The 21233-nt window shown below is 74.8% G+C and carries 17 protein-coding genes; 5 read left to right on the top strand and 12 right to left on the bottom strand.

The window, feature by feature from the left end:
* Nucleotides 1-17 precede the first annotated feature (17 nt).
* From BS72_RS03610 to BS72_RS03585, 6 genes are all read right to left on the bottom strand, one after another.
* Nucleotides 18-944: a phosphatase PAP2 family protein gene (locus tag BS72_RS03610; RefSeq protein WP_051950613.1), complete on the bottom strand. Its 927-nt coding sequence runs from the start codon at nucleotides 942-944 to the stop codon at nucleotides 18-20.
* A gap of 77 nt (nucleotides 945-1021) precedes the next feature.
* Nucleotides 1022-2074, bottom strand: a complete 1053-nt coding sequence (locus BS72_RS03605; protein WP_265736771.1) for a LacI family DNA-binding transcriptional regulator — start codon at nucleotides 2072-2074, stop codon at nucleotides 1022-1024.
* Between the two features lie 34 nt (nucleotides 2075-2108).
* Nucleotides 2109-3968: a glycoside hydrolase family 13 protein gene (locus BS72_RS03600; RefSeq protein WP_078900977.1), complete on the bottom strand. Its 1860-nt coding sequence runs from the start codon at nucleotides 3966-3968 to the stop codon at nucleotides 2109-2111.
* Between the two features lie 101 nt (nucleotides 3969-4069).
* Nucleotides 4070-4987: a sugar ABC transporter permease gene (locus tag BS72_RS03595; RefSeq protein WP_037906325.1), complete on the bottom strand. Its 918-nt coding sequence runs from the start codon at nucleotides 4985-4987 to the stop codon at nucleotides 4070-4072.
* A gap of 13 nt (nucleotides 4988-5000) precedes the next feature.
* Nucleotides 5001-6011: a carbohydrate ABC transporter permease gene (locus BS72_RS03590; protein WP_078900976.1), complete on the bottom strand. Its 1011-nt coding sequence runs from the start codon at nucleotides 6009-6011 to the stop codon at nucleotides 5001-5003.
* A 187-nt stretch (nucleotides 6012-6198) separates the two neighbouring features.
* Nucleotides 6199-7503, bottom strand: a complete 1305-nt coding sequence (locus tag BS72_RS03585) for an extracellular solute-binding protein (RefSeq protein WP_037906323.1) — start codon at nucleotides 7501-7503, stop codon at nucleotides 6199-6201.
* Nucleotides 7504-8062: 559 nt separating this feature from the next.
* Between BS72_RS03585 and BS72_RS36255 the strand changes: the two genes are divergently transcribed.
* Nucleotides 8063-8599 carry a GNAT family N-acetyltransferase gene (locus BS72_RS36255; RefSeq protein ID WP_051950611.1) on the top strand — a complete coding sequence of 179 codons (537 nt, stop codon included), beginning with the start codon at nucleotides 8063-8065 and terminating at the stop codon, nucleotides 8597-8599.
* Between the two features lie 92 nt (nucleotides 8600-8691).
* Here BS72_RS36255 and BS72_RS03575 read toward each other — a convergent pair whose 3' ends face one another.
* Nucleotides 8692-10614 (bottom strand): hypothetical protein, encoded by a 1923-nt coding sequence (locus BS72_RS03575; protein ID WP_051950610.1) that lies wholly within the window; start codon nucleotides 10612-10614, stop codon nucleotides 8692-8694.
* Nucleotides 10615-10908: 294 nt separating this feature from the next.
* The gene (gene glnII / locus BS72_RS03570; RefSeq protein WP_037906318.1) at nucleotides 10909-11928 is read right to left on the bottom strand and encodes a glutamine synthetase; all 1020 of its coding nucleotides are present in this window, start codon (nucleotides 11926-11928) and stop codon (nucleotides 10909-10911) included.
* A gap of 328 nt (nucleotides 11929-12256) precedes the next feature.
* Between glnII and BS72_RS03565 the strand changes: the two genes are divergently transcribed.
* The 3 genes from BS72_RS03565 (at nucleotide 12257) to BS72_RS03555 (ending at nucleotide 14649) form a co-directional block, all read left to right on the top strand.
* Entirely contained in the window at nucleotides 12257-12631 is a 375-nt protein-coding gene (locus BS72_RS03565) for a 5-carboxymethyl-2-hydroxymuconate Delta-isomerase (protein ID WP_037906316.1), read from the top strand.
* Nucleotides 12628-13512: a Gfo/Idh/MocA family protein gene (locus BS72_RS03560; RefSeq protein ID WP_037906313.1), complete on the top strand. Its 885-nt coding sequence runs from the start codon at nucleotides 12628-12630 to the stop codon at nucleotides 13510-13512. The genes BS72_RS03565 and BS72_RS03560 overlap by 4 nt, the downstream gene beginning before the upstream one ends.
* 126 nt (nucleotides 13513-13638) lie before the next feature.
* Nucleotides 13639-14649, top strand: coding sequence for an NADPH:quinone reductase (locus BS72_RS03555; RefSeq protein WP_037906311.1), 1011 nt, complete (start codon nucleotides 13639-13641; stop codon nucleotides 14647-14649).
* Between the two features lie 163 nt (nucleotides 14650-14812).
* Here the strand turns inward: BS72_RS03555 and BS72_RS03550 are convergent, their stop codons facing one another.
* The 3 genes from BS72_RS03550 to BS72_RS33580 all read right to left on the bottom strand — a co-directional run bounded on the left by BS72_RS03550 (nucleotide 14813) and on the right by BS72_RS33580 (nucleotide 17536).
* Nucleotides 14813-15289 (bottom strand): Clp protease N-terminal domain-containing protein, encoded by a 477-nt coding sequence (locus tag BS72_RS03550; protein ID WP_037906309.1) that lies wholly within the window; start codon nucleotides 15287-15289, stop codon nucleotides 14813-14815.
* Nucleotides 15290-15296: 7 nt separating this feature from the next.
* On the bottom strand, nucleotides 15297-15491 hold the full coding sequence (locus tag BS72_RS03545; protein ID WP_037906307.1) for a helix-turn-helix domain-containing protein: 195 nt from the start codon (nucleotides 15489-15491) through the stop codon (nucleotides 15297-15299).
* Between the two features lie 374 nt (nucleotides 15492-15865).
* A complete protein-coding gene (locus tag BS72_RS33580; protein WP_157856139.1) occupies nucleotides 15866-17536 on the bottom strand; it encodes a serine hydrolase in 1671 nt (556 codons plus the stop codon).
* Between the two features lie 580 nt (nucleotides 17537-18116).
* Between BS72_RS33580 and BS72_RS03530 the strand changes: the two genes are divergently transcribed.
* Complete coding sequence (locus BS72_RS03530; protein WP_157856138.1) at nucleotides 18117-20210, top strand: P-loop NTPase family protein; 2094 nt, start codon at nucleotides 18117-18119, stop codon at nucleotides 20208-20210.
* Nucleotides 20211-20327: 117 nt separating this feature from the next.
* On the opposite strand, the gene BS72_RS03525 is transcribed toward BS72_RS03530, so the two are convergent.
* A complete protein-coding gene (locus BS72_RS03525; RefSeq protein WP_037906300.1) occupies nucleotides 20328-21212 on the bottom strand; it encodes an Fpg/Nei family DNA glycosylase in 885 nt (294 codons plus the stop codon).
* Nucleotides 21213-21233 lie beyond the last annotated feature (21 nt).

The raw sequence follows: 21233 nt of genomic DNA, 5'->3' as shown, positions 1-21233 counted from the left end.
GTCAGCGGACCGACGGCTCAGGCCCCGGCACCGCGGGAAGGGCGGGAGCGCCGGGAGCGGCGGGAGCCGTCGAGGGCGGGTACGTCCGCAGGCAGCCGGTAGGCCCACCGCCCGTACAGCAGGTACACCGCGCCGTAGCCGGCGGCCAGGCAGACCGCGCCGCCCACCGCGTCGGCCCAGAAGTGGTTGCCGGTGGCGACGATCACGACGAGCGTGACGGCCGGGTAGGCGCCCGCGAGTACCCGCACCCACAGCCGTCCGGACAGCGAGATGACGGTGAAGGCGCACCACAGCGACCAGCCGATGTGCATGGACGGCATGGCCGCGTACTGGTTCGACACCTGGGAGAGGTCGCCCGAGGAGAGCGAGCCCCAGGTGTGGTGCACCTGCACGGTGTCGACGAAGCCGCCGCCGGTCATCAGTCGAGGCGGCGCCAGCGGGAACGCCCAGAAGCCGATCAGCGCCAGCCAGGTCGTCACGAACAGCGCCAGCCGGGGCGCCGCGTACCGCTTCGGGTGGCAGAGGTACAGCCACACCAGGACCGCGATGGTGATGACGAAGTGCAGGGTGGCGTAGTAGTAGTTCATGCCGACGATCAGCCATGTCACGTGGTTGATCGCGTGGTTGACGGAGTGTTCGACGCCCAGACCGAGGGCCCGCTCCAGGCGCCAGACGTCCCGTGCGTGCCGCAGCGCGGTCTCCCGCTGCTCCGGTACCGCGTTGCGGATCAGCGAGTAGAGCCAGTAGCTGAACCCGATGAGCACGATCTCGAACCACAGCCGGGGCGGGCGGGGCGTGCGCAGCCTCCGCAGCAGCGCCTGCGGCGAGAAGGCGGAACCGGAGGCGGCGTCGGCCCGCGTGGCCCCGGTGGGCCCCGCGGCCCCGGAGGAGCCCGCGCCCGCCTGCTGGGTGCCGTGCATCGTCTTCGAGGTCGGTTCCCCCATAGGACACCAGTCTGCCAGAGCCACCCGCTCCGGCAGCGGCACGACCGCCCCGACGGCCACCCCGCGTGTCGGGTCCGCTACGCCCGGCCGCCCAGGGGCGTGGCCGGGTCGGGAGCGGCCGGGGCCGCGCCGGTGGAGCCGCGCACCACCAGCTCCGGCATGAAGACGAACTCGCTGCGCGGGGCGGCCGTGCCGCCGATCTCCTCCAGCAGGGTGTTCACCGCCGCCTGGCACATGGCCGGCACCGGCTGCCGGACGGTGGTCAGCGGCGGGTCGGTGAAGGCGATCAGCGGCGAGTCGTCGTACCCGACCACCGACACCTGCGCCGGCACCGACAGCCCCCGCTGCCGGGCCGCCCGGATCGCGCCCAGCGCCATCATGTCGGACGCGCACACGATCGCCGTGCAGCCCGCCGCGAGCAGCGCGCCGGCCGCCGCCTGCCCGCCCTCCAGTGTGTACAGCGAGTGCTGCACCAGCTCCCGGGCCGCCGGCTCCGGCACCCCGAGCACCTCGCCCATCGAGGCGAGGAAGCCCTCGACCTTGCGCTGCACCGGGACGAAACGCTTCTGCCCGACCGCCAGGCCGATCCGGCGGTGCCCCTGCGCCGCCAGGTGGGTGACGGCCAGCCGGACCGCGGCCCGGTCGTCCGGCGAGACGAACGGCGCGTCGATCGCGTCGGAGTAGCCGTTGATCAGCACGAACGGCACGCCCTGGCCGCGCAGCCGGGCGTACCGGCCGGTGTCGGCGGTGGAGTCCGCGTGCAGGCCGGAGGCGAAGATGATGCCGGCCACCCCGCGCTCCACCAGCATCTCCACCAGCTCGTCCTCGGTGGAGCCGCCGGGCGACTGGGTGGCCAGCACCGGGGTGTAGCCCTGCCGGGTCAGTGCCTGGCCGATGACCTGCGCCATCGCCGGGAATATGGGGTTGGCCAGTTCGGGGGTGATCAGCCCGACCAGCCCGGCGCTGCGCTGCCGCAGCCGCACCGGCCGTTCGTAGCCCAGCACGTCGAGTGCGGCCAGCACGGACTCGCGGGTGGTCGCCGAGACCCCAGGCTTGCCGTTGAGCACGCGGCTCACCGTCGCCTCGCTGACCCCCGCCTGGGCTGCGATGTCAGCGAGCCGCGCGGTCACAGCACCGGATGCTAGGCGACGAAGCACCGCCATGTCAGATCGCCCACCAGATCGCGGTGTCCGGCGCGAGCAGCACCGTTCCGGCGGAACCGCCCTCGGCCGTGTCCCCTGCGGTCCCCGCGTTCCCTGCGCTCATTGCGGCCACTGTGTTCGCCGCGTCCGCTGTGTCCACCGGGGCAGTCGTGCCCGCCGTGCCCGCCGCGTCCGCCACCGGGCCCGCGCTGGACAGCAGCAGCCGGCCCGGCCGCGCCACCTCGACCCCGTCCGCCGTGAGGTTGACCGTGCAGACGAGGCCCCCGCCCGGCGCGTCCCGGCGGAAGGCCAGCACGCCCTCGGGCGCGTCCAGCCAGGTCAGGCCGGGCGCCGCGCCCAGCGCCGGGTGGGCGCGGCGCAGCGCCAGGGCCGCCCGGTACAGCTCCAGCGTGGAGGACGGGTCGCCGGTCTGCGCCTCGACGCTGAGCCCGGCCCACGCGGCCGGCTGCGGCAGCCAGCTCGGGCCGCCCGGCACCGGCCCGAACCCGTACGGCGCCGCGGAGCCCGACCACGGGATCGGCACCCGGCAGCCGTCGCGGAAGCCGTCCTGGCCGGCCGCGCGGAAGAACGACGGGTCCTGGCGCGCCTCGTCCGGCAGGTCGGTCACGTCGGGCAGGCCCAGCTCCTCGCCCTGGTACAGGTACGCCGAGCCGGGCAGCGCCAGCATCAGCAGCGTGGCCGCCCGGGCCCTGCGCAGGCCCAGCTCCCGGTCGCCCGGGTCGCGCAGCTGCGTGCCCGCGCCGGGCGGGTTGCCGAACCGGGTCGCGTGCCGGGTCACGTCGTGGTTGGAGAGCACCCACGTCGCCGGGGCGCCCACCGCGCCCATCGCCGACAGCGAGCGGTCCACCACCGCCCGCAGCACCGCCGCGTCCCACGGCGCCGACAGGTACTCGAAGTTGAACGCCTGGTGCAGCTCGTCGGGGCGCAGGTACATCGCGGCCCGCTCGACCGTCGGCGTCCACGCCTCGGCCACCCCGATCCGGGCCCCGCCCGGGCCGTCCGCGTACTCGTCGAGGACGCGCCGCCAGCCGCGGTAGACCTCGTGCACGCCGTCCTGGTCGAAGTACGGCATCGGCGCGTTGCCGAGCAGCGCCAACTGGCCGGCGTGGCCGACGTCCGGCAGTCCCGCGGCCTTCACCAGGCCGTGCGCCACGTCGATCCGGAAGCCGTCCACGCCCAGGTCCAGCCAGAAGCGCAGCACCGAGCGGAACTCGTCCCGCACCGCCGGGTGGTCCCAGTCGAAGTCGGGCTGCTCCGGTGCGAACAGGTGCAGGTACCACTCGCCCGGGGTGCCGTCCGGGTCGGTGGTCCGGGTCCAGGCCGGGCCGCCGAAGATCGACTCCCAGTCGTTCGGGGGCAGTTCGCCCTGCGCGCCGGTGCCGGGGCGGAAGTGGAAGCGGTCCCGCAGCGGCGAGCCGGGGCCCTCGCGCAGCGCCCGGGTGAACCACTCGTGCCGGTCCGAGCAGTGGTTGGGCACCACGTCGACGATCACCCGCAGGCCCAGCCCGTGCGCGGTCCGTACGAGGTCGTCGGCGTCGCCCAGGGTGCCGAACATCGGGTCCACGGCCCGGTAGTCGGCGACGTCGTACCCGGCGTCCGCCTGCGGCGAGGCGTAGAAGGGGGACACCCACACCGCGTCCACGCCGAGGTCGCGCAGGTAGGGCAGGCGCGAGGTGACCCCGGGCAGGTCGCCCATGCCGTCCCCGTTCGCGTCGGCGAAACTGCGCGGGTACACCTGGTAGATGACGGCGCCGCGCCACCAGTCGCCGCTCTCGTCGGCGGTGCGTGGCGGCGCGTCGGCCGCGGCCGGGAGGGGCGCGGGGGCGGGGGCGGCGGGCGCGTCGGTGAGGTGCTGGCTCATGGGTTCCCTTGTTCGTGCGGGGGAGTGGCGGAGGGCCGGGGCGGTTCGAGGACCGGGGGGCGCGGTCGGCCGCGCCCGTACGGCGGCGGGCGTCGGGGCGGTCAGCCCTTGGTGCCGCCCGCGGTCAGCCCGGTCACCAGGTGCTTCTGGACGAGGATGAAGACGATCGCCGCGGGTATCGCGATGACCACCGACGCGGCGGTGAGGCTGCCCCAGTCGGCGCGCTCGTCGGCGGCGAAGGTGCGGATGCCCACCGCCACGGTGATGTGCGGGTCGCGCATGAACTGGTTGGAGTAGGCGACCTCGCCCCACGCCGTCAGGAAGCTGTAGAAGGCGGTGACGGCCAGTCCGGGCTTGGCCAGCGGCATCACCAGCCGCCAGAAGGTGCCGAACGGGCTGAGCCCGTCGACCCGGCCGGCCTCGTCGATCTCGCGGGGGATCGTGTCGAAGTACCCCTTGAGCATCCAGGCGCAGAACGGCACCGAGATGGTGCAGTAGACCAGCACCAGCCCGACGTAGGTGTCGAGCAGGCCCAGCCGGACCATCAGGTTGTACAGCGGCACGATCAGCACGGCCACCGGGAACATCTGGGTGACCAGGAAGAGCCACATCAGGGGGCGCTGCCCCGGGAAGCGCATCCGGGACACGGCGTACCCGGCGCTGGCCGCGGTCAGCACGCCCAGCACGGTGGTGGCGGCGGCGACCACCACGGAGTTGAACAGCCAGCGCGGGAAGTGGCTGTGCAGCAGCACGTACCGGTAGTTGCCCAGGCCGAGGTGGTGCATCACCTCGTGCGGCTGCTGCCAGGCGCTGCTCGGGCCCAGCGAGATGAACAGGATCCACAGCACGGGGAAGACGGCGACGGCGCTGGCCGTCAGCAGCGCGGCGTGCAGCCCGATCGAGGCGGCGGTTCCGCGCTGCCCGCGCCCGCGGGCCCGGACGGCACGTTCGCCGCGCCGTCGGGCGAGCGGTCCGGAGCGCGCAGGGGACGGAGTGGGGGAGGTGGTGGTCGCGGTCATGGGGTGACGGCTCCTAGTCCTGCGGCCTGATCCGGCGGCGGTAGAAGGTGGAGAACGCCACGAGGATCATGAGGATGACGATCCCGTAGGTGGCCGAGCCGGCGTAGTCGGCGGCGCCCCCGCCGAAGGCGAGTTCGTAGGCGTGGGTGACGAGGATGTCGGTGTCGCCGGTGGTGTTGTTGCCCAGCAGCAGGTAGATGATCGGGAACATGTTGAACGTCCACAGCGTGCTCAGCAGCACCACCGTGGTGGTCACCGGCCGCAGCCCCGGCACCGTGACGGCGCGGAACCGCTGCCAGGGCGTGGCGCCGTCCATCTCGGCGGCCTCGTGGAGCTCGCCCGGGATCGCCTGGAGGCCGCCGAGGAGGGCGACCATCATGAACGGCACCCCGCACCAGACGTTGACCAGGATCACCGCCGCCTTCTGCGCGCCCGGTGTGCCGAGCCAGTCCTGCGCGGGCAGCCCGACCGCCGTGATGAGGCGGTTGAGCACGCCGTACTGCGAGTTGAACATCAGCCGCCAGGCGAACACGCCCACGAAGGCCGGCACCGCCCACGGCAGCACCAGCGCGATCCGGTAGAAGAGCCGGAACCGCATCGGCCGGTTGAGCAGCACCGCCATGGCCAGCCCGACGGAGTAGGTGACGGCGACGCAGGCCACCGTCCACAGCACCGTCCACTCCAGGCGCGGGTAGAAGGCGCCGTCCTGGCCGGAGAGGACCTGCCAGTAGTTGTGCGCGCCGACGAAGCGGTAGGAGGCCGGGATGTGGATCGGGCCGATGTTCTGCGCGACGTTGCGCTCGTCGGCGTCGGTGAGCGACAGGTAGGCGCCGTACCCCAGCGGGTACAGCACGAGGACGCCGAGCACGATCACGACCGGGGCGACCATGGCCCAGGCGTACCAGTGGCGGTCCCACGCCCGGCGCAGGGCCGGCAGCACCCGGGCGGGCACTCCGGACCCGGTCCGGCCGCGGCCCGGATCGGCCGGGTGCGGGGCGGATTCGTCGACGGTGGCGGTGGACATCGCTCCTGAGCTCTCCTCGGCTGGTTCCAGCGGACGTTCGGGACGGGCGCGCGCCCGGGGGCGCTTCCGGGACGGTCGCGCGTCTTCGGGACGGTCGCGCGCCTTCGGGGCGGGCGCATGCCTTCGGGGCGGGCGTGCCTCGGTGACGGGCGCGCCTTCGCGCTGAACGCGCCCGCCGACCATGGCGCTAGCTCACCGAATAGCCCGGCAGCAGCCGGCCGAACTGCTTCGCCGCCGCGTCCAGTCCGGCCTGGACCGGGGTACCGCCCTGGAGGATCTTGATGTACTGCTGCTGGAGCGGCGTGAACAGGCTGCCCACCTGCGGCAGCGCGACCCGGGGCCGAGCGCTGTCCATGATCGGCCGGAACCCGGCGATGGTCGGGTTCCGGAGCACCTTCGCGGTGTAGGCGGACGTCCGCGTCGGCAGCGTGCCGTTCCGCTCCGAGATCTGCGCCTGCGCGGCCGAGGAGGTCATGAAGCCGGCGAACAGGTAGGCCGCGTCGAGGTTCCGCGAACCCTGGTAGACGGCGAGGTCGTGGCCGCCGGTGGGCGCCAGCGCCTTGCCGGAGGAGCCGGCCGGCACCGGCGCGTACCCGAGGTTGGACGCGTCCTTGAAGGCCGGTCCGGTCAGGTCGTCCCCCACCGACCAGGGGCCCTGGACCAGCATCGCGACCTTGCCGGTCTTGAAGGACGTCTGCATGTTGTCGTAGGCGTTGGCGAAGTCGACCTTCATCGACGAGGTGTCATACACCTTCTTCGCCTCCGTCACCGCCTTCACGGCGGCCGGCGAGTTGACGGTGACCTTCTTCGCCGCCGGGTCGGCCAGGTCGGCGCCCTCACCGAAGAGGTACGGCAGCAGGAAGTACGCGTCCGGGTTGACGTACGTGCCGGTGACGCCGGGCACCTTCTGCTTCACCAGCGCCGCGTCGGCGATCATCTCCTCCCAGGTGGCGGGGGGCTCGGCGATGCCCGCCTTCGCGAAGACCGCCTTGTTGTACAGCAGCCCCAGCGTGTCGGTGACCGACGGCACGCCGTACGTCTTCCCCTCGTACTTCGTGGTGTCCATCGGGCCGGCCACGAAGTCGGAGGTGTCCTGGAGGGCGGCGGTGCCGTCCAGCGGCGCGATGTAGTGCAGCGAGGCGTACTCGGGGATCAGCCCGACGTCGGTGCGGACGACGTCGGGGGCGCCCTTGCCGCTCTGCGCCGCCGCCTTGAACTTCTGCTCGACGGTGGTGAAGTCCACGTTCTGGTAAGTCACCTTGATCTTCGGGTACTTCGCCTCGAACTGCTTGACCAGGGCCTGGTAGGCGGGCGCCTCGTTCTTCGCGTCGGAGGTGTCCCAGTAGGTGATGGCGCCCGTGACCGTGGCGGGGTCCGCCGCCGTGCCGCCGCCCGCGCCTCCGCTGCCGCTGTCACTGCCGCCGCCACCGCAGGCGGTGGCCCCGAGGATGATGGCCGCGGCCATCGCCACGGCGGATATGCCGCGTCGCATACCTGACTCCTTGATGAGGGAAGTGCCCATGGCCCCGGCGACCGGCCCGCCGGACCCCCGTCCTGGGGCCGGCTCCGGCGCGGGCTGGGGAGGAACGTAACAGCGGTGCAAGGCTTTGCGAAAGAAGCTGCAAGCAACTTTCCGCAAGATCCTTCATCCGTGACCCGTGCGGGACCCGTCCGGTCGTACGCCCATGCGGACAGCCGCGCACGGGTGCGGAGTTCGGAGCCGTCGACGTCCGACGTCTCGTCAGTTGCGTTTGACGGAACGCGTTCACCGAGGAGTGCGGGGTGCGTGGTCCGGGTCCACCTGTGGAACCGCCGTCACCTGGCGCTCGCTCAGGGGGCGCCCGCGAGGGGGGTGGCGGGTGCACGGAGAGGTACCCGGAGAGGTACACGGAGGGTCATGTACAGGCAAGGGACAGGCAAGGTACAGGTGGGGAGAACGTGGGGGAAAGGTGGTGGACCGATGGGGGGAATGTGGCGTTCCGGGGCGTGAGACGGGTCACTCCGGGACGATTCGGGGGAACCTTCGGGCCGGGCGGTGCGTCCATGTACCCATGAACACCCCGCCCGTGTCGATCCGCCCGGCCGCCCTCGACGACCTGGACGCGATCTGTGGCGTCCACGCCCGGGCCCGCGCGACGACCCTCGCGGGGCACATACCGGGCGAGGGGCTCAGCGGGCCGGAGGTGCTGGAGCGCCAGCGGGTCGAGACGGCCGAGGCGATCGCCTCCCGGGAGCTGACGGTGCTGTGCGCCACCCGGGAGGTGGACCACGTCGTCGGCTTCGCCGTGCTCGGCGCCCGCCACGAGGGCGACCGGCTCTTCCACTTCCACATCGACCCCGAAGTGTGGCGCACCGGCACCGGTACCGCGCTGCACCGGGCGTGCGTCGCCGTGTGGCAGGCCGCGAAGCTGGCCACGGTCCGGCTCGACGTCGCCGCCCCCAACGCCCGCGCCCGCGCCTTCTACGCGCGCCAGGGGTGGCTGGACGTCGCCCGGGACGCCGACCACGTCACCATGAGCCTGACCCTGCCGTCCGAGCCGTCGTCCGACGCGTTGTCCGAGCCGTCCTCCGAGTCGTCCTCCGACTGAACGCGGCGCCCGGCGCGGGGGGTTGGTCCCTCGCGCCAGGCGCCGCGCTCCGTCGGACGGGCGATGGTGTGCGGCCGACGCTCCCGCGGATGTCAGTCGTCGCTCAGCGGGCTGAGCGGGGTGCCGTCGGCGAGGTGGCCGCTGAGCGTCGCCCGAGTGCCGCGCGACGCCGGGGCGGCCAGGAACGCCCCCCGCACCGAGGCGTTCACACCGTTGACCGCCGTGAGGTCGGTGGTGCCCTTGCTGGCGGCGGCCAGCACGTACCAGGTGGCGTCGGGGGCCTTCCACATCACGCCTGCCATGACGTGCGGGTCGTACGCGCTGCACGCGTTGCCGTTCACCTGCTGCCCGGCCAGCGTGCCCAGCGCCCCCGCCTTCAGGCCCGGCGGGACGAACTGCACGAAGGCCACACCCGGTCCGCGCCAGGTGTCGGCCCGGGCGCAGGTCCACGACGCCTCGCCCGCCTCACCGGGCAGCTGCGTACGGGCGAACTCCCAGTCGTCCACGGACTTCATGCCCTGGCCGCGCAGCTGGCCCAGCCGGCAGGCGCTGTGCGCCCAGCTCTCCAGCGCCCGCGACCCGGTGGCCCCGCCGGCGGACGAGGTGGGGCCGGCGCTGTTCGGCGAGGAGTAGGCCAGGCGCACCGGTACCAGGTCGCCGAGGTCGGTCAGCAGCGTGGCACCCCCGCCGGGGATGCGCGAGGAGGTGCCCAGCTGCATCGCCGGCCACGTGCTGCCGCACGCCGCGCTGCCACTGGCCACCTCGCTCGCGCCGGGCATGGGCACGGGGCCGGTGACGCCGTCGGCCGAGCGGCTCAGCGGCGCCGCCGCCTGGTCCGGCCGCAGCAGGTCGCGGGTGCGTGCCCCCGTCACCCAAGGCGCCGTCAGGAAACGGGCGTTGCCGTCCACCCGGTCCACCAGGACAGCCGAGGAGGTGGCCGCGTCGGCGTCGCCGGCCTGAGCGAAGTCCAGCGCCGCCCGGCCCGCGCCGTGCCGCGGCTGGGCGTAGCGCACCAGTCGGCTGCCGTCGTAGAAGAGCACCACCGTGGCGGCGTCCTCGTCCCCGGCGAAGAGCAGCTGCGGCGCCTGGCCCGGGGCGCCGCGCGAGGTGCCCGGGGTGGCGCTGACGTCCACCTGCGAGCCGGGGGACGCCCACACCGCGAGCGCCCGGCCGAGCAGCGCGGTGTCGTGGACGCGGTCGCCGCGGGCCGGCCACGCCGAGAAGTCCATCCGCGTGGTGGCCTTCCACTGCCCGGCCGGCGCCCGCACCAGCGACGCCGGGTCGAGCGCGTGCGGGTCCGTGCCGGGCGCGCCGGACGCCGTGTAGGACTGGGGCGAACCGCCGCCCGCGGTGAGCGCGGCCACCACCGCGCCGGCCGCCGCCACGGCCACGGCCACCCCGGCGATCCGGCCGCGCCGGCGCCGCCGCAGCAGGCCGGTGGGGCGCAACTGGACGACGCAGGCGTCGGGTTCCACGGACGCGGGCGGCCGCCCCGGCTCCGCCGTCCCGGGGCCGCCGGGCCGCGGCACCGGCAGCTGGCCGGCCTCCCGGATCGCTTCGCGCGGATCGTGCGCGCCCGCGGCGTCCAGCACCGTGCGCGCCTCCGGCTCGCCCAGGCCCTCGGCGGTGAGCAGCACGTGGGCGGCGCGCGCCTCGGGGGAGAGGGCGGCCAGCGCGCGCAGCAGCGCCGGCTCCTGCGCGGGGGCGGAGGCGGGCCGGGGCACCATCCGCAGGCCCAGCGCCCACGGCGGCCGCAGCTCGTCCAGGGCCTCGCGCAGCCGGCCCTGCTCCTCGACGGCGAACGCCGCCGCCAGCACCCGCTGGCGCAGCAGGCCGTACGCCCCGCCGCGCGCCTCGCCGGCCGCCTTCGGCAGCGCGCGCTGCACGAGCCGGTGGGCGGCCAGGGTGCGCTGGTGCCGGCCCTGGCCGGCCGGCAGCGCGGCGTAGGCCAGCCGGACCAGCCGCGGATAGTGCTCGACGAGTGCCGCCTCGGCCTCTTCGACCGAAACGGGCACCGCCGTGCCGCCGGATGTGGTCGCTGCGGGTGCGGCTTGCGTGTTCACGCCCCGTCAAACGAGTCGCCGTGGGGATGGTCACCCGGACGGCGACCACCCGAAAGCGTGAAACCCGTGAAACGCGTGAAAGGCGTGAGGGGCCCGAGCGGCGTGCGAGCGCTGCTGGGCCGGGAAACGCAGGGGCGCCGCCCGTCCTCGGGGGACGGGCGGCGCCCTCGGTGCTCGACTCCGTTACCGGGCCTTCTGCCGGGCCGCTGCCGGACCCCGCCGGGGTCCGTACCGCGGGTCGGTGGGTCAGACCAGGCCGGCCTTCTCCAGCGCCGCGCCGCAGGTGTCGACGATCAGCCGGGTGACGACGTACGGGTCGACGTTCGCGTTCGGGCGGCGGTCCTCGATGTAGCCCTTCTGCTCCACCTCGACCTGCCACGGGATGCGGACGGAGGCGCCGCGGTCGGAGACGCCGTAGCTGTACTTGTTCCACGGGGCGGTCTCGTGCGCGCCGGTCAGGCGGGCCTCGACGCCGGCGCCGTAGTGGCGGATGTGCTCCAGCGGCTTGTCGTCGCGGCCGAGCGCCTCGGCGGCCTCGATGATGGCGTCGTAGCTCTCGCGCATCTTCCTGGTGGAGAAGTTGGTGTGCGCGCCCGCGCCGTTCCAGTCGCCCTTGGCCGGCTTCGGGTCCAGGGTCGCCGACACGCCGAAGTCCTCGGCCGTGCGGTAGAGCAGCCAGCGCGCCACCCACAGCTGGTCGGAGACCTCCAGCGGGCTGAGCGGGCCGACCTGGAACTCCCACTGGCCGGGCATGACCTCGGCGTTGATGCCGGAGATGCCCAGGCCCGCGGCCAGGCAGTTCTCCAGGTGCTTCTCCACGATCGGGCGGCCGAAGATCTCGTCCGCGCCGACGCCGCAGTAGTAGCCGCCCTGGGGAGCCGGGAAGCCGTTCTCCGGGAAGCCGAGGGGGCGCGAGCCCTGGAAGAACGTGTACTCCTGCTCGATGCCGAACAGCGACTCCTGGTCGGCGAAGCGCTCCGCGACCTCACGCAGCGCGGCCCGCTGGTTCGACTCGTGCGGGGTGCCGTCGATGTTGTAGACCTCGCACAGCACCAGGCGGTCGTTCCCGCCCCGGATCGGGTCCGGGTAGTCCGCGACCGGCTTCAGCACGCGGTCGGAGGCGTGGCCCTTGGCCTGGTTGGTGCTGGACCCGTCGAAGCCCCACGTCGGCAGCTCGGCGCCGTCGGCGAGAATCCTCGTCTTCGAGCGCAGCTTGGCGGTCGGCTTGGTGCCGTCGATCCAGATGTACTCGGCCTTGTACGTCACGGGGGCCATCCTCAACGAACGAGCGGGTGCGGGTGCGGGTGTCCCGAGCTGCTCTGATCGGGCCGGAGCACACTTTTCCAGCGGCCTTTTTCCCGACCGTTGCCCCTGTGTTAACCACACGTGAACTGGGTCGCTGACCAGCCACTCTGTCCCCACGAGTCAACCTGACGCACAGGGGCGCGGGACCGGGCCGGCGCGGACTCCGCCGAGTGCGGACGGACGGTGACGGGGAGGTGGCCGAACGCGTCCGCCGCCCCCGTGACCAGGCCGCCAAGGCGCCGCCGGCCGACGGTGTGCGCCCGTCCGGCCGGGCGGATAGGGTCGCGGAATGCCGCACATAAGGGTTGAGTACGACGAGAAGGTCGCAGGCGTCTTCGACCGGCGCGGGTTCGCCGAGGGCCTGCACGGCGCGCTGGTGGAGATCGTCGGCGGGCGCGCCGGCGGGTGCAAGACCCGCTTCCTGCCGCTGGCCGAGACGTACATCGCTGACGGCTCCGACGCCTACTCCATGGTGCACGTGGAGATCGGCATCCTCCACGGACGCACCCCGGAGGCCAGGCGGGAGCTCGGCGAGGCCGTGCTCGGCCTGCTGCGCAAGAGCGTGGGCGCCACGCCGGGGGCCGAACTCCAGCTCTCCGTGGACGTCAGGGAGCTGGACCGCGAGACGTACGTGAGGTACGACCGACCCGCCGAGGAAGCATGACGCTCCGAGTCGGCCTCCTGGGCACCGGCCCCTGGGCGCGCCGCACCCACGCGCCCGCCCTCGCCGCCCACCCGGGGGTCGAGTTCGCCGGGGTGTGGGGGCGCCGCCCCGACGCCGCGGCCCAGCTGGCCGAGGAGTTCGGCACCCGCGCCTACGCCGACGCCGACGCGCTGATCGCCGACGTGGACACCGTCGCCGTCGCCCTCCCGCCGCACCTCCAGGCGGAGTTCGCGGCCCGCGCCGCCCGCGCCGGGCGCCACCTGCTGCTGGACAAGCCGCTCGCGGCCACCGTGGCCGACGCCCGCGCGGTGGCCGAGGCGGTCGAGGCGGCCGGCGTGCGCTCGGCGGTCTTCTTCACGCTGCGCTTCGACCCGGGCCCGGCCCGGTGGATCGAGCAGCAGGCGGCCGCCGGCGACTGGCTGACCGGCCGGGCCGACTGGTACGGCTCGGTCTTCGGCGCCGGCTCCGCCAGCCCCTACGCCGCCTCCCCCTGGCGCCGGGAGAAGGGCGGCCTGTGGGACGTCGGCCCGCACGCGCTGTCCGTGCTGCTGCCGGTCCTCGGCGACGCCACGGAGGTGCGCGCGGCGGCCGGCCCGGGCGACCTGGTCCACCTGACGCTGCGGCACGACAGCGGCGCCTCCAGCACCGCCGCGCTCACCCTGAGCGCGCCGCCCGAGGCCGCGGGCGTCGCCGTCGAGTTCCGCGGCGCGCACGGCGTGGCCGCCTACCCGATGGGGATCGCGGGCCCGCCGGACGCGTCGATGGCGCGGGCCCTGGACGCGCTCTCCGCACCCGGGCCGCACCCCTGCGACGTCCGGTTCGGGCTGCGGGTGACCGAGATCCTCGCGGCGGCGGAGCAGGCGCTGGGCGCGGCACGCTGAAGCGGTCGGGCGCCCGGGTTCGGGCGCTCGGGGGGCGGGCGCCCGGTTCGGCGGCGGGTCGGCGGCACCGCCGCGGGAGCGCCGGTTCCGGGAAGAAACACGCTCCCGGAGTAGCTTCTGGTAGTCATGAAGGCGATCACTTACACCAGCAACGGCGGTCCCGAAGTCCTCACGCTCACCGAGCGTCCCGTACCCGAGCCCGGCGCGGGCGAGGTCCGGGTCCGGGTCGAGGTCTCGGCCGTCAACCCCACGGACTGGAAGTCCCGCGAGGGCACCCCGCCCACCGGCCACCAGGTGCCGAACCAGGACGGCGCGGGCGTGATCGACGCGGTGGGCGAGGGCGTGCCGGCCGAACGGGTCGGGCAGCGCGTCTGGCTCTTCGAGTCCGCCTACCAGCGCCCCCACGGCACCGCTCAGGAGTACACCACCGTGCCCTCCCGGCAGGCCGTCGAGCTGCCCGAGGGCGCCTCCTTCGACCTGGGCGCCGGCCTCGGCGTGCCCGCGCTCACCGCGCACCGCGCCCTGACCCTCGCGGACGGCGGCCCGCACCGGCTCGCTCCGGGCGCCCTGTCCGGCCGTGTCGTCCTGGTGGCGGGCGGCGCCGGCGCGGTCGGCAACGCGGCCATCCAGCTGGCCCGTTGGGCCGGTGCCACGGTGATCAGCACGGTCAGCGGCCCCGAGAAGGCGGCACTGGCCACCGCGGCGGGCGCCCACCACGTGGTCGACTACCGCCGGCAGGACGCCGCGGCCGAGATCCGGGGGATCGTCCCCGACGGCGTCCACATCGTGGTCGAGGTCGCCCCGGGCGCCAACGCCGACCTCAACGCCAAGGTGGCCGCGAACGGCGCCCTGATCGCCTTCTACGCCAACGACCAGGACACCTTCACCGCGCCCGTCCGGCCGTCCATGGTGGCGAACCTGCGCTGGCAGGGCCTGCTGCTCTACACCGTCCCGGCCGCCGCGAAGGACCTCGGCGCGGCCGCGGTGACCGAGGCGGTGGCCGCGGGCGCGCTGCGCGGCGGCCCCGAGGCGGGCCTGCCCTACCACCGCTTCCCGCTGGAGCGGACCGCGCAGGCGCACGAGGCGGTGCGCGACGGCGCCGTCGGCAAGGTGCTCATCGACGTGCGCGCTTCCTGACCGGAGGCGGGCGGGCGGCAGCCCGGACACGTCGGCCCGGACACGTCGGGCCGGACACGTCGGCCCGGAGTGCTGAGCCCGGCGGTCCGGCGCCCTGACGGGTTCGGGCCGACGGCTGGGGGCCGCGGCTGGTGCTGGCGGCTGCCGTGCCGGTCCGGCCGGGTCAGACCGCGTCGAGCCGGTCGCGTACCCGCACCGGGTCGACGCCCAGGGCGGTCAGCAGCTCCGCCGCCGGGTCGGGGCGGCCCGCGGCGAGGAGGGCCAGCAGGAGGTGGCGCGGCTGGACCCGCCGCCCTCCGCGCTCGCCCTCCGCGGTCCGCTTCGCCCGCACCATTGCCGCCCGCACCGAGGAGTTGAGCGGGAGCCGGCGGTGGTCGCGGACGAGCGCGGGCGGCGCGGCGACCGGCTCGCCCAGGTGGACGCCGATCGCGGCCAGCGCCGCGCGGTCCAGCTCGTCCAGCGCCGCCCGGCCCTGCGCGGGCGTGGCGTCCAGCACCTGGGGACACGGCCGCGAGGAGTCGTGCAACAGGGCGAGCAGCAGGTGGTCGGTGCCGACGCGGCGGTCGCCGCGCCGCTCGGCCTCCTGCCGGGCGAGCGCGATCACGGCCTTGAGCCCGGGCGCTGTGGTGGTCTCCGGCATGGCGGCCTCACTTCCCGTACTTGGCGTGCACCGACTGGCGGGACACCCCGAGGGCGTCCCCGATCTGCTCCCACGACCAGCCCTCGCGCCGGGCCAGCGCCACATGGGCCGCCTCGACCTGTTCCGCGAGCCGGTGCAGCGCGCCCACGGCCCGCAGGCCGACGGCGGGGTCCTCCGCGTTCATGACGGCGGTGATGTCCATGGCTGTCAATCTAGGCTGACGACTCGGTGGGCGTCAACGCAAACTGACACTTCTCACCGGTCTTCTGTCGGTCCTGGCTGACGTACGGACCGGGGCGGCGGAGAGGCCAACGGACCTTCCGTGCAGGGGCCGACGACCCTTCGGGCGCCAGGGGCGCCCCCTGGAAGCGGGGGTACGGCGGGTCGGCGGTTCCCGACCGGGCAGGACGTCGACGGGGCGCGGCACGGCACCGCGCCATGGTGCGGACCCGCCCAGCCCCTTCGCCCCGGTGGCCACCCTGGACTCCGGCGACCTGGCCGCCAGGCTCGGCCTGTCCGCCCCCGGGTGAGCCCCTGTGCGTCCGGTTCGGCGCGGTGCCGGGCACGGGCCGCCGGTCAGCCCTCGGACTCGACGTACGCCTGCGCCGCCGCCTTGGCGATCCGTGCGACCTGGTCGATGCCGCCCTGCTCGGTCTTCTGACCGTCGGAGAGCACGCTCACCAGCAGCCGGTGCCCGTCGCGTTCCACCTCGCCGATGCTGTTGATGTCCCACAGCCCGGTCGCGCTGCGCGGCAGCCAGCCGTTCTTGACCGCGTAGCCGCTGCCGTCCGAGTCGGCCGCGGGAACTCCCCAGTCCTGCCCGTCGGTCACCGACCGCATCAGCCCCGACAGGTAGGAGCGCGAGGCCGCCGTCAGGGGGGAGCCGTCGTCGAAGACCGCCCGCAGCAGGGCGATCTGGTCGCTCGCCGTGGTCTGCGTCAGCCCCCAGAGATCGCCCTCGCCGCCCTTGGTGTGGTGCAGCCCCAACTCGGAGTTGGCCGTGGCCAGTCCGGAGGCGCGTCCGATCGTCTGCCAGAGGGCGAGGGCGGCGTCGTTGTCGCTGTTCTCGATCATCTTGACGGCCGACGAGCGCTGCGCCGAGGTCATCTGGGTGCCCTGGTGCTGGTCGCGCAGCAGCAGCGCCGCCAGGATGTCCGCCTTGACGATGCTGGCGGTGTCGTAGGAGGTGTCCGAGGAGCTGTTCCAGGTGGCGGTGGAACCGCCGTCGGCGTCCACGACGGCCACGGACAGGCGGCCGGTCACGCCGCTCGCCCGCACGGCCTGGGCGACCGCGTCGGCCGGGCTCAGGGCGGCCGACGCCGCGTCTCCGGCCGCGGTCGTGGCCTGCGGGGACGAGGGTGCCGCGGTCGGCGCGGTCGTCGTGCTCGTGGCGCCGGGCGTCGTACCGGGCGTGTCACCGGGGGCGGACGTCGTGGGCGTCGAGCCCGTCGCCCGTTCCGCCTGGGTGCTGGAACCGGCTGTCGCGGAGGGCGAACGCACCACGGCGACGAGGGTGATGACGGCCATCGCGGTCAGCGCCGTCGCGGAGAGCACGGCGGGGCGCGACCACCAATGGCGCGGCAGGCGCTCGGCGGGAGCCCCGAGGGGCATGTCGGCCGCCGGTTCGGTCGGCGGTTCGGCCGCCGGGGGGCTGTCTGTGTCGTCCGCAGCGCCCGCGCCGCCGTCCTCGGCGGCATCGGGTGACGCGGCGCCGGCGCCGCCTGCCTTGCCGGCTTCCTCGGCGGACGCCGGCTCGGACCCGTCCTGGTCCGGCCCGTCGGGCCCGTCACCGTCCGAGGGGTTCTCGTCCGCGCCGGCTGCGCCGTTCACGCCGTCCGGGGCCGTTTCGCCGTCGGGGTCCGCGGCCGGCGCTTCCCGGAGTTCCGGGGGCTCGGGCGCTTCCTGTGCCGAGGTGTCGGGGTCCCCGGGAGCGGCCTCGTCCGTGGAGGAGCCGGCGGGCGCGGGTGTCGCCTCGGCGTGCTGGGGGCCGTCGGCTATGAGGACGTCGGAGTCCTCGGAGTTCTCGGAGTCGTCGGAGCCCTTGGAGCCGTCGGAACGGTGCGAGTCGCCGGGCTCGTCGGAGCCCTGGGGCGCGTCCGGCCCCGGTTCTTCGCCGGCCTTCGGGCCCCGCCGGGCAACCTGCCCCGGGATCTTGCCCGTGCTCCCGCCGCCGTGCCCGTCCTCCTGCCGCACGTCCGCTCGCCCCCCGCCCACGCCGCCTTCGGGCGACGGATGCTCCTGTGTCATGCTGCCGACAGTAGAGAGTCTTTCTGGGGTTCCTCTGAGAGCCGGGTGGCAATCCGCTGAGACCCCGCCCCACCTGCGCCGCGATGGTGATCCCGCCCCGTCCTCGACGGGTTCGGCGAGTGTGTCCGCCGCCGGGCGCGGGTGGTGTCACTCCCACACGACGATCTCCGGCGGGCCTCGGTTCCATCGGGCCCAGGATTGGGGGGCACTGTTGCGGCCGGTGAACCGGTCAAGCGGGGACGGCAAGCGATTGTGGCGGGTCCGGTGAAGGAGTTGGGCTGGAAATCGGACTTTCGTGGGCGCCTGTGGACAACCCGGCCCGCGATGCTCGTGGAGCACCTACGGTTGTCGTCGTGAGGCGCGAGGGGGTGCCTTTCGACGGGGCGATCAGGGGAACGGGAAAGTCGGAAAAGGGGGCAAGGCGATGCGCGGGGCGGAGTTCGGGGATTTCCGCGGGGTGGTCACCGCCGGCCATGGGCTGCTGCTGGAGCCTGCCGCCGCGGCGTCCGGTACGGCGGCAGCGGCGGGCTCAGGGGCGGGGCACCGTGCAGGTGAGAGTGGCCGGGAGGGGCGCGGCGGGGTGACCGGCCATGCCCGTGCCCGGTCAGCTCGGCTGCCGGTCGGCACGGTCGGCACACTCCTGGGGCGGGAGGAGCAGTTGCAGGCGATCCGCGGCGCGGTCCGTACCCGCGCGATGATCGAATTCACCGGGGAGAGGGGTTCGGGAAAGACCGCGCTGCTTCAGGCCGTCGCGCCGGATGCATATATCCGCGTGGGCGGGACGCCGTTCGCTGATTTCCTTCAGGACCTCGTCGTGGAATTCCGCGGTCGCCCCCCGGGCGGCGGCCGAATTCCGGCGCCGGAGTGCTTCCGGGTGCTGTCGGAGGTCCGGGCCGTCATCGCGCTCGACGACGTCTCCTACAGCCCCGGCGAGATCGGCGAGCTGCGGCGGGCGCTCGCCGGGTGCGCGGTGCTGGTCGGAGCCCGCGAGCCGGTGGTCGGCCCGATGGGCCACTCCTACCGGCTCGCCGGCCTTTCCGAGCCCGACGCCATGGCCCTGCTCGCCCGTGACACCGGCCGGCTCATCCACCCGGGGGAGGTGCCGGCCGTCCAGTACCTGGTGGCGGCGGTGGAGGGCTCTCCGCTCGCGCTGCGGCAGGCCGCCGCGCTCGTCCGCCTCCGTCGGTACGACCTGCCGGCACTGGCCGCGGCCCTGTCCACCGCCGCCCAGCAGGCGCCCGCCCAGCAGGCGCCCGGGCGGAACGCCACCCTCGGTCCGCCGGGCCACCCGGACCCGCCGGGCCACCCCGGTCCGTCAGGCAACCTCGGCTCGCCGGGCCACTCCGGCCCGTGCGACGGGTCCGGCCCGTGGGACAGCTCCACTCCAGGGGACGGCCCTGCCCCGTGCGACGCCTTCGGCACACGCGGCCACCCCGGCTCTCCGGACCGCTTCGGCCCGGGCGTTCCGCCGGAACCGGAGGAGCGCGGCCAGGCATCGCGGACGCCGGGCGGCCAGGCATCGCGGACGCCGGGAGGGGCGTTGCTGGAGGAGCTGGCGATCTCGGGTCTCGGCCCGGACGCCCTCCGGGTCCTGGCCGTACTCGCCCTGGCCGAGGGCTGCTACCTGCCGGAGCGGCTGCTGTCCGCGATGGCCGGGGCGGGCGACGGCTCGCGGCACCTGGCGCTGCTCGCCGGGCTGGGCCTCGCCGAGCGCCGAGGTGATCTTGCGGGGCCGCGCTCAGGCAGCCCCGAACCGTCCCGGCGACTGATCGCCGACGCCGTGGACCCGCGCCTCGCCCACCGGGCCCTCGTCACCTGGTTCGGCACCCGCGACCCGGACGACGCCGAGGTGCGTCCGGCGCTGGGCGTCGCGGCGGCGCTGCTCCGCCAGGCCGTGCACCAGGGCGACTGGCCCGCCGTCCACCGGCTCGCCGCCGCGGTGGAGCCCGCGTTGTGCCTGCACGGGCACTGGCGGTCCTGGCGCTCGACGTTGGAAGCCGGCGCGGAGGCCGCGGCGCACATCGGGGCGCCGGACGTGATCGCCTACACCGCCCACCAGCTCGGCACCCTCCACCTGCTGGAGGGCCGCGTCCAGGAGGCGCGGGCGGAGCTGGCCCGTGCGCTGGACCTGCGGACCCGCCTCGCCGACCGGGAGGGCGCGGCCGTCACCCGGCGCAACGCCGAGCTGGCGGCCCCCGCGCCCGCCCCCGCCGCGGCTCTCCCCGCGGTCGGGCGCGGCCGCCGGGGCGCGACGCGCCTGATGGCCACGGTGGCGGTGCTGGCGGCAGGCGTGGGGGTCAGCGCGGGCGTCGGTGCCCTGGTCACCGGCGGCCACGGCGACACCCCGACCACCACCGGAGGCCACGGCGGCTCCTCCGGCGCGGCGGACTCGGACCCCGACGCTTCGGCCGCCGGGTCGGCGGAGGCACGGGCCGACGACCCGGCGGCCCCCGTGGCCGTGCCGAAGGCCACGGTCCCGCCGGCCGCGGGGCGCCACCGGGCACCCGCCGCGACGGCCTCCACCCCGCCTGCCACCTCGTCCTCCACCTCGTCCTCCACCCCGTCCGCCGCTCCGGTCGCTGTTCCGGGAGCGGACGGCGTGCCCGGCCCCACCTCGCTCCCGAGTGCGTCCCGCAGACCCACGTCCATCGCCGTAGCCGGCAGCCGCGGCTGAGCAGGGCGGAGCCCGGGGACGCGCGGGAGCCGGCCCGGGGCCGGCGCCGACGGAGCCGGAGCGCGTCGGCCGGTGCCCGGTCGGCGCAAGGCGCGCTGACGGCGCGCTGACGGCGGGCTACTTCAGGAGGCGGGACATACGGCGGTCGGCCAGAGGCTTGCCGCCTGTCTGGCAGGTCGGGCAGTAGTCGAGAGCCGAGTCACTGAACGACACCTCGCGGATCGTGTCGCCGCACACCGGGCACGGCTCACCCTTGCGGCCGTGCACCCGCAGCCCGCTCTTCTTCTCGGCCTTCAGATCGCGCAGCGGCAGCCCCCGGGAGCGTTCGACGGCCTCCCCGAGCGTCGTGCCGATCACCTCGTACAGCCGTGCCACCTCCTCGTCGGACAGCCGTGCGGCCAGCTTGTACGGCGACATGCGGGCGGCGTGCAGGATCTCGTCGGAGTAGGCGTTCCCGATGCCGGCGAGCACGCTCTGGTCCCGCAGCACGCCCTTGACCTGGCGCCGCTCACCCGCGAGCAGCTCCGCGAGGGACTCCCGGGTGAAGCCGTCGGCGAGCGGGTCGGGGCCGAGGCGTGCCACCCCGGGTACCTCGGCCGGGTCCCGCACCACGTACACGGCCAGCCGCTTCTGGGTGCCGGCCTCGGTGACGTCGACCCCGGTCCCCGGCGGCTCGGCCAGCCGCAACCGCAGCGCCAGCGGGCCCTTGCCCGGGCGCGGCGGCGCGTCGGGCAGCTTCTCGTTCCACCGCACCCACCCGGCCCGGGCCAGGTGCATCACCAGGTAGAGCCCCCCGGCTCCCTCAGCCCCCTCGGCCCGCAGCCCCAGGAACTTGCCGTACCGCTCCACCGCGTCGACCGTCCCGCCCTCCAGCGCCCAGACTCCCGGGTCGTACGTCTTGAGCGCGCTGACCGCCACCGGGTACACCCGCTCCACCACCCGCCCCACCAGGTGTTCCGCGAGAAACCCGCGCAGCGCTTCGACTTCAGGCAATTCCGGCATACCACCATAATGCCCCCACTC

The sequence above is a fragment of the Actinacidiphila yeochonensis CN732 genome (genome assembly GCF_000745345.1).
GTDB lineage: Bacteria > Actinomycetota > Actinomycetes > Streptomycetales > Streptomycetaceae > Actinacidiphila > Actinacidiphila yeochonensis.
This window is presented reverse-complemented; position numbering and strand designations above follow the sequence as displayed.

Bases quoted from the DNA above. Each gene is read 5' to 3' on its own strand.
- BS72_RS03585 (WP_037906323.1), bottom strand. From the start codon at position 7,503: ATGCGACGCGGCATATCCGCCGTGGCGATGGCCGCGGCCATCATCCTC.
- BS72_RS03600 (WP_078900977.1), bottom strand. From the start codon at position 3,968: ATGAGCCAGCACCTCACCGACGCGCCCGCCGCCCCCGCCCCCGCGCCC.
- BS72_RS03610 (WP_051950613.1), bottom strand. From the start codon at position 944: ATGGGGGAACCGACCTCGAAGACGATGCACGGCACCCAGCAGGCGGGC.
- BS72_RS03565 (WP_037906316.1), top strand. From the start codon at position 12,257: ATGCCGCACATAAGGGTTGAGTACGACGAGAAGGTCGCAGGCGTCTTC.
- BS72_RS33580 (WP_157856139.1), bottom strand. From the start codon at position 17,536: ATGACACAGGAGCATCCGTCGCCCGAAGGCGGCGTGGGCGGGGGGCGA.
- BS72_RS03595 (WP_037906325.1), bottom strand. From the start codon at position 4,987: ATGACCGCGACCACCACCTCCCCCACTCCGTCCCCTGCGCGCTCCGGA.
- BS72_RS03590 (WP_078900976.1), bottom strand. From the start codon at position 6,011: ATGTCCACCGCCACCGTCGACGAATCCGCCCCGCACCCGGCCGATCCG.
- BS72_RS03550 (WP_037906309.1), bottom strand. From the start codon at position 15,289: ATGCCGGAGACCACCACAGCGCCCGGGCTCAAGGCCGTGATCGCGCTC.
- BS72_RS03525 (WP_037906300.1), bottom strand. From the start codon at position 21,212: ATGCCGGAATTGCCTGAAGTCGAAGCGCTGCGCGGGTTTCTCGCGGAA.
- BS72_RS36255 (WP_051950611.1), top strand. From the start codon at position 8,063: ATGAACACCCCGCCCGTGTCGATCCGCCCGGCCGCCCTCGACGACCTG.
- BS72_RS03555 (WP_037906311.1), top strand. From the start codon at position 13,639: ATGAAGGCGATCACTTACACCAGCAACGGCGGTCCCGAAGTCCTCACG.
- BS72_RS03560 (WP_037906313.1), top strand. From the start codon at position 12,628: ATGACGCTCCGAGTCGGCCTCCTGGGCACCGGCCCCTGGGCGCGCCGC.
- BS72_RS03545 (WP_037906307.1), bottom strand. From the start codon at position 15,491: ATGGACATCACCGCCGTCATGAACGCGGAGGACCCCGCCGTCGGCCTG.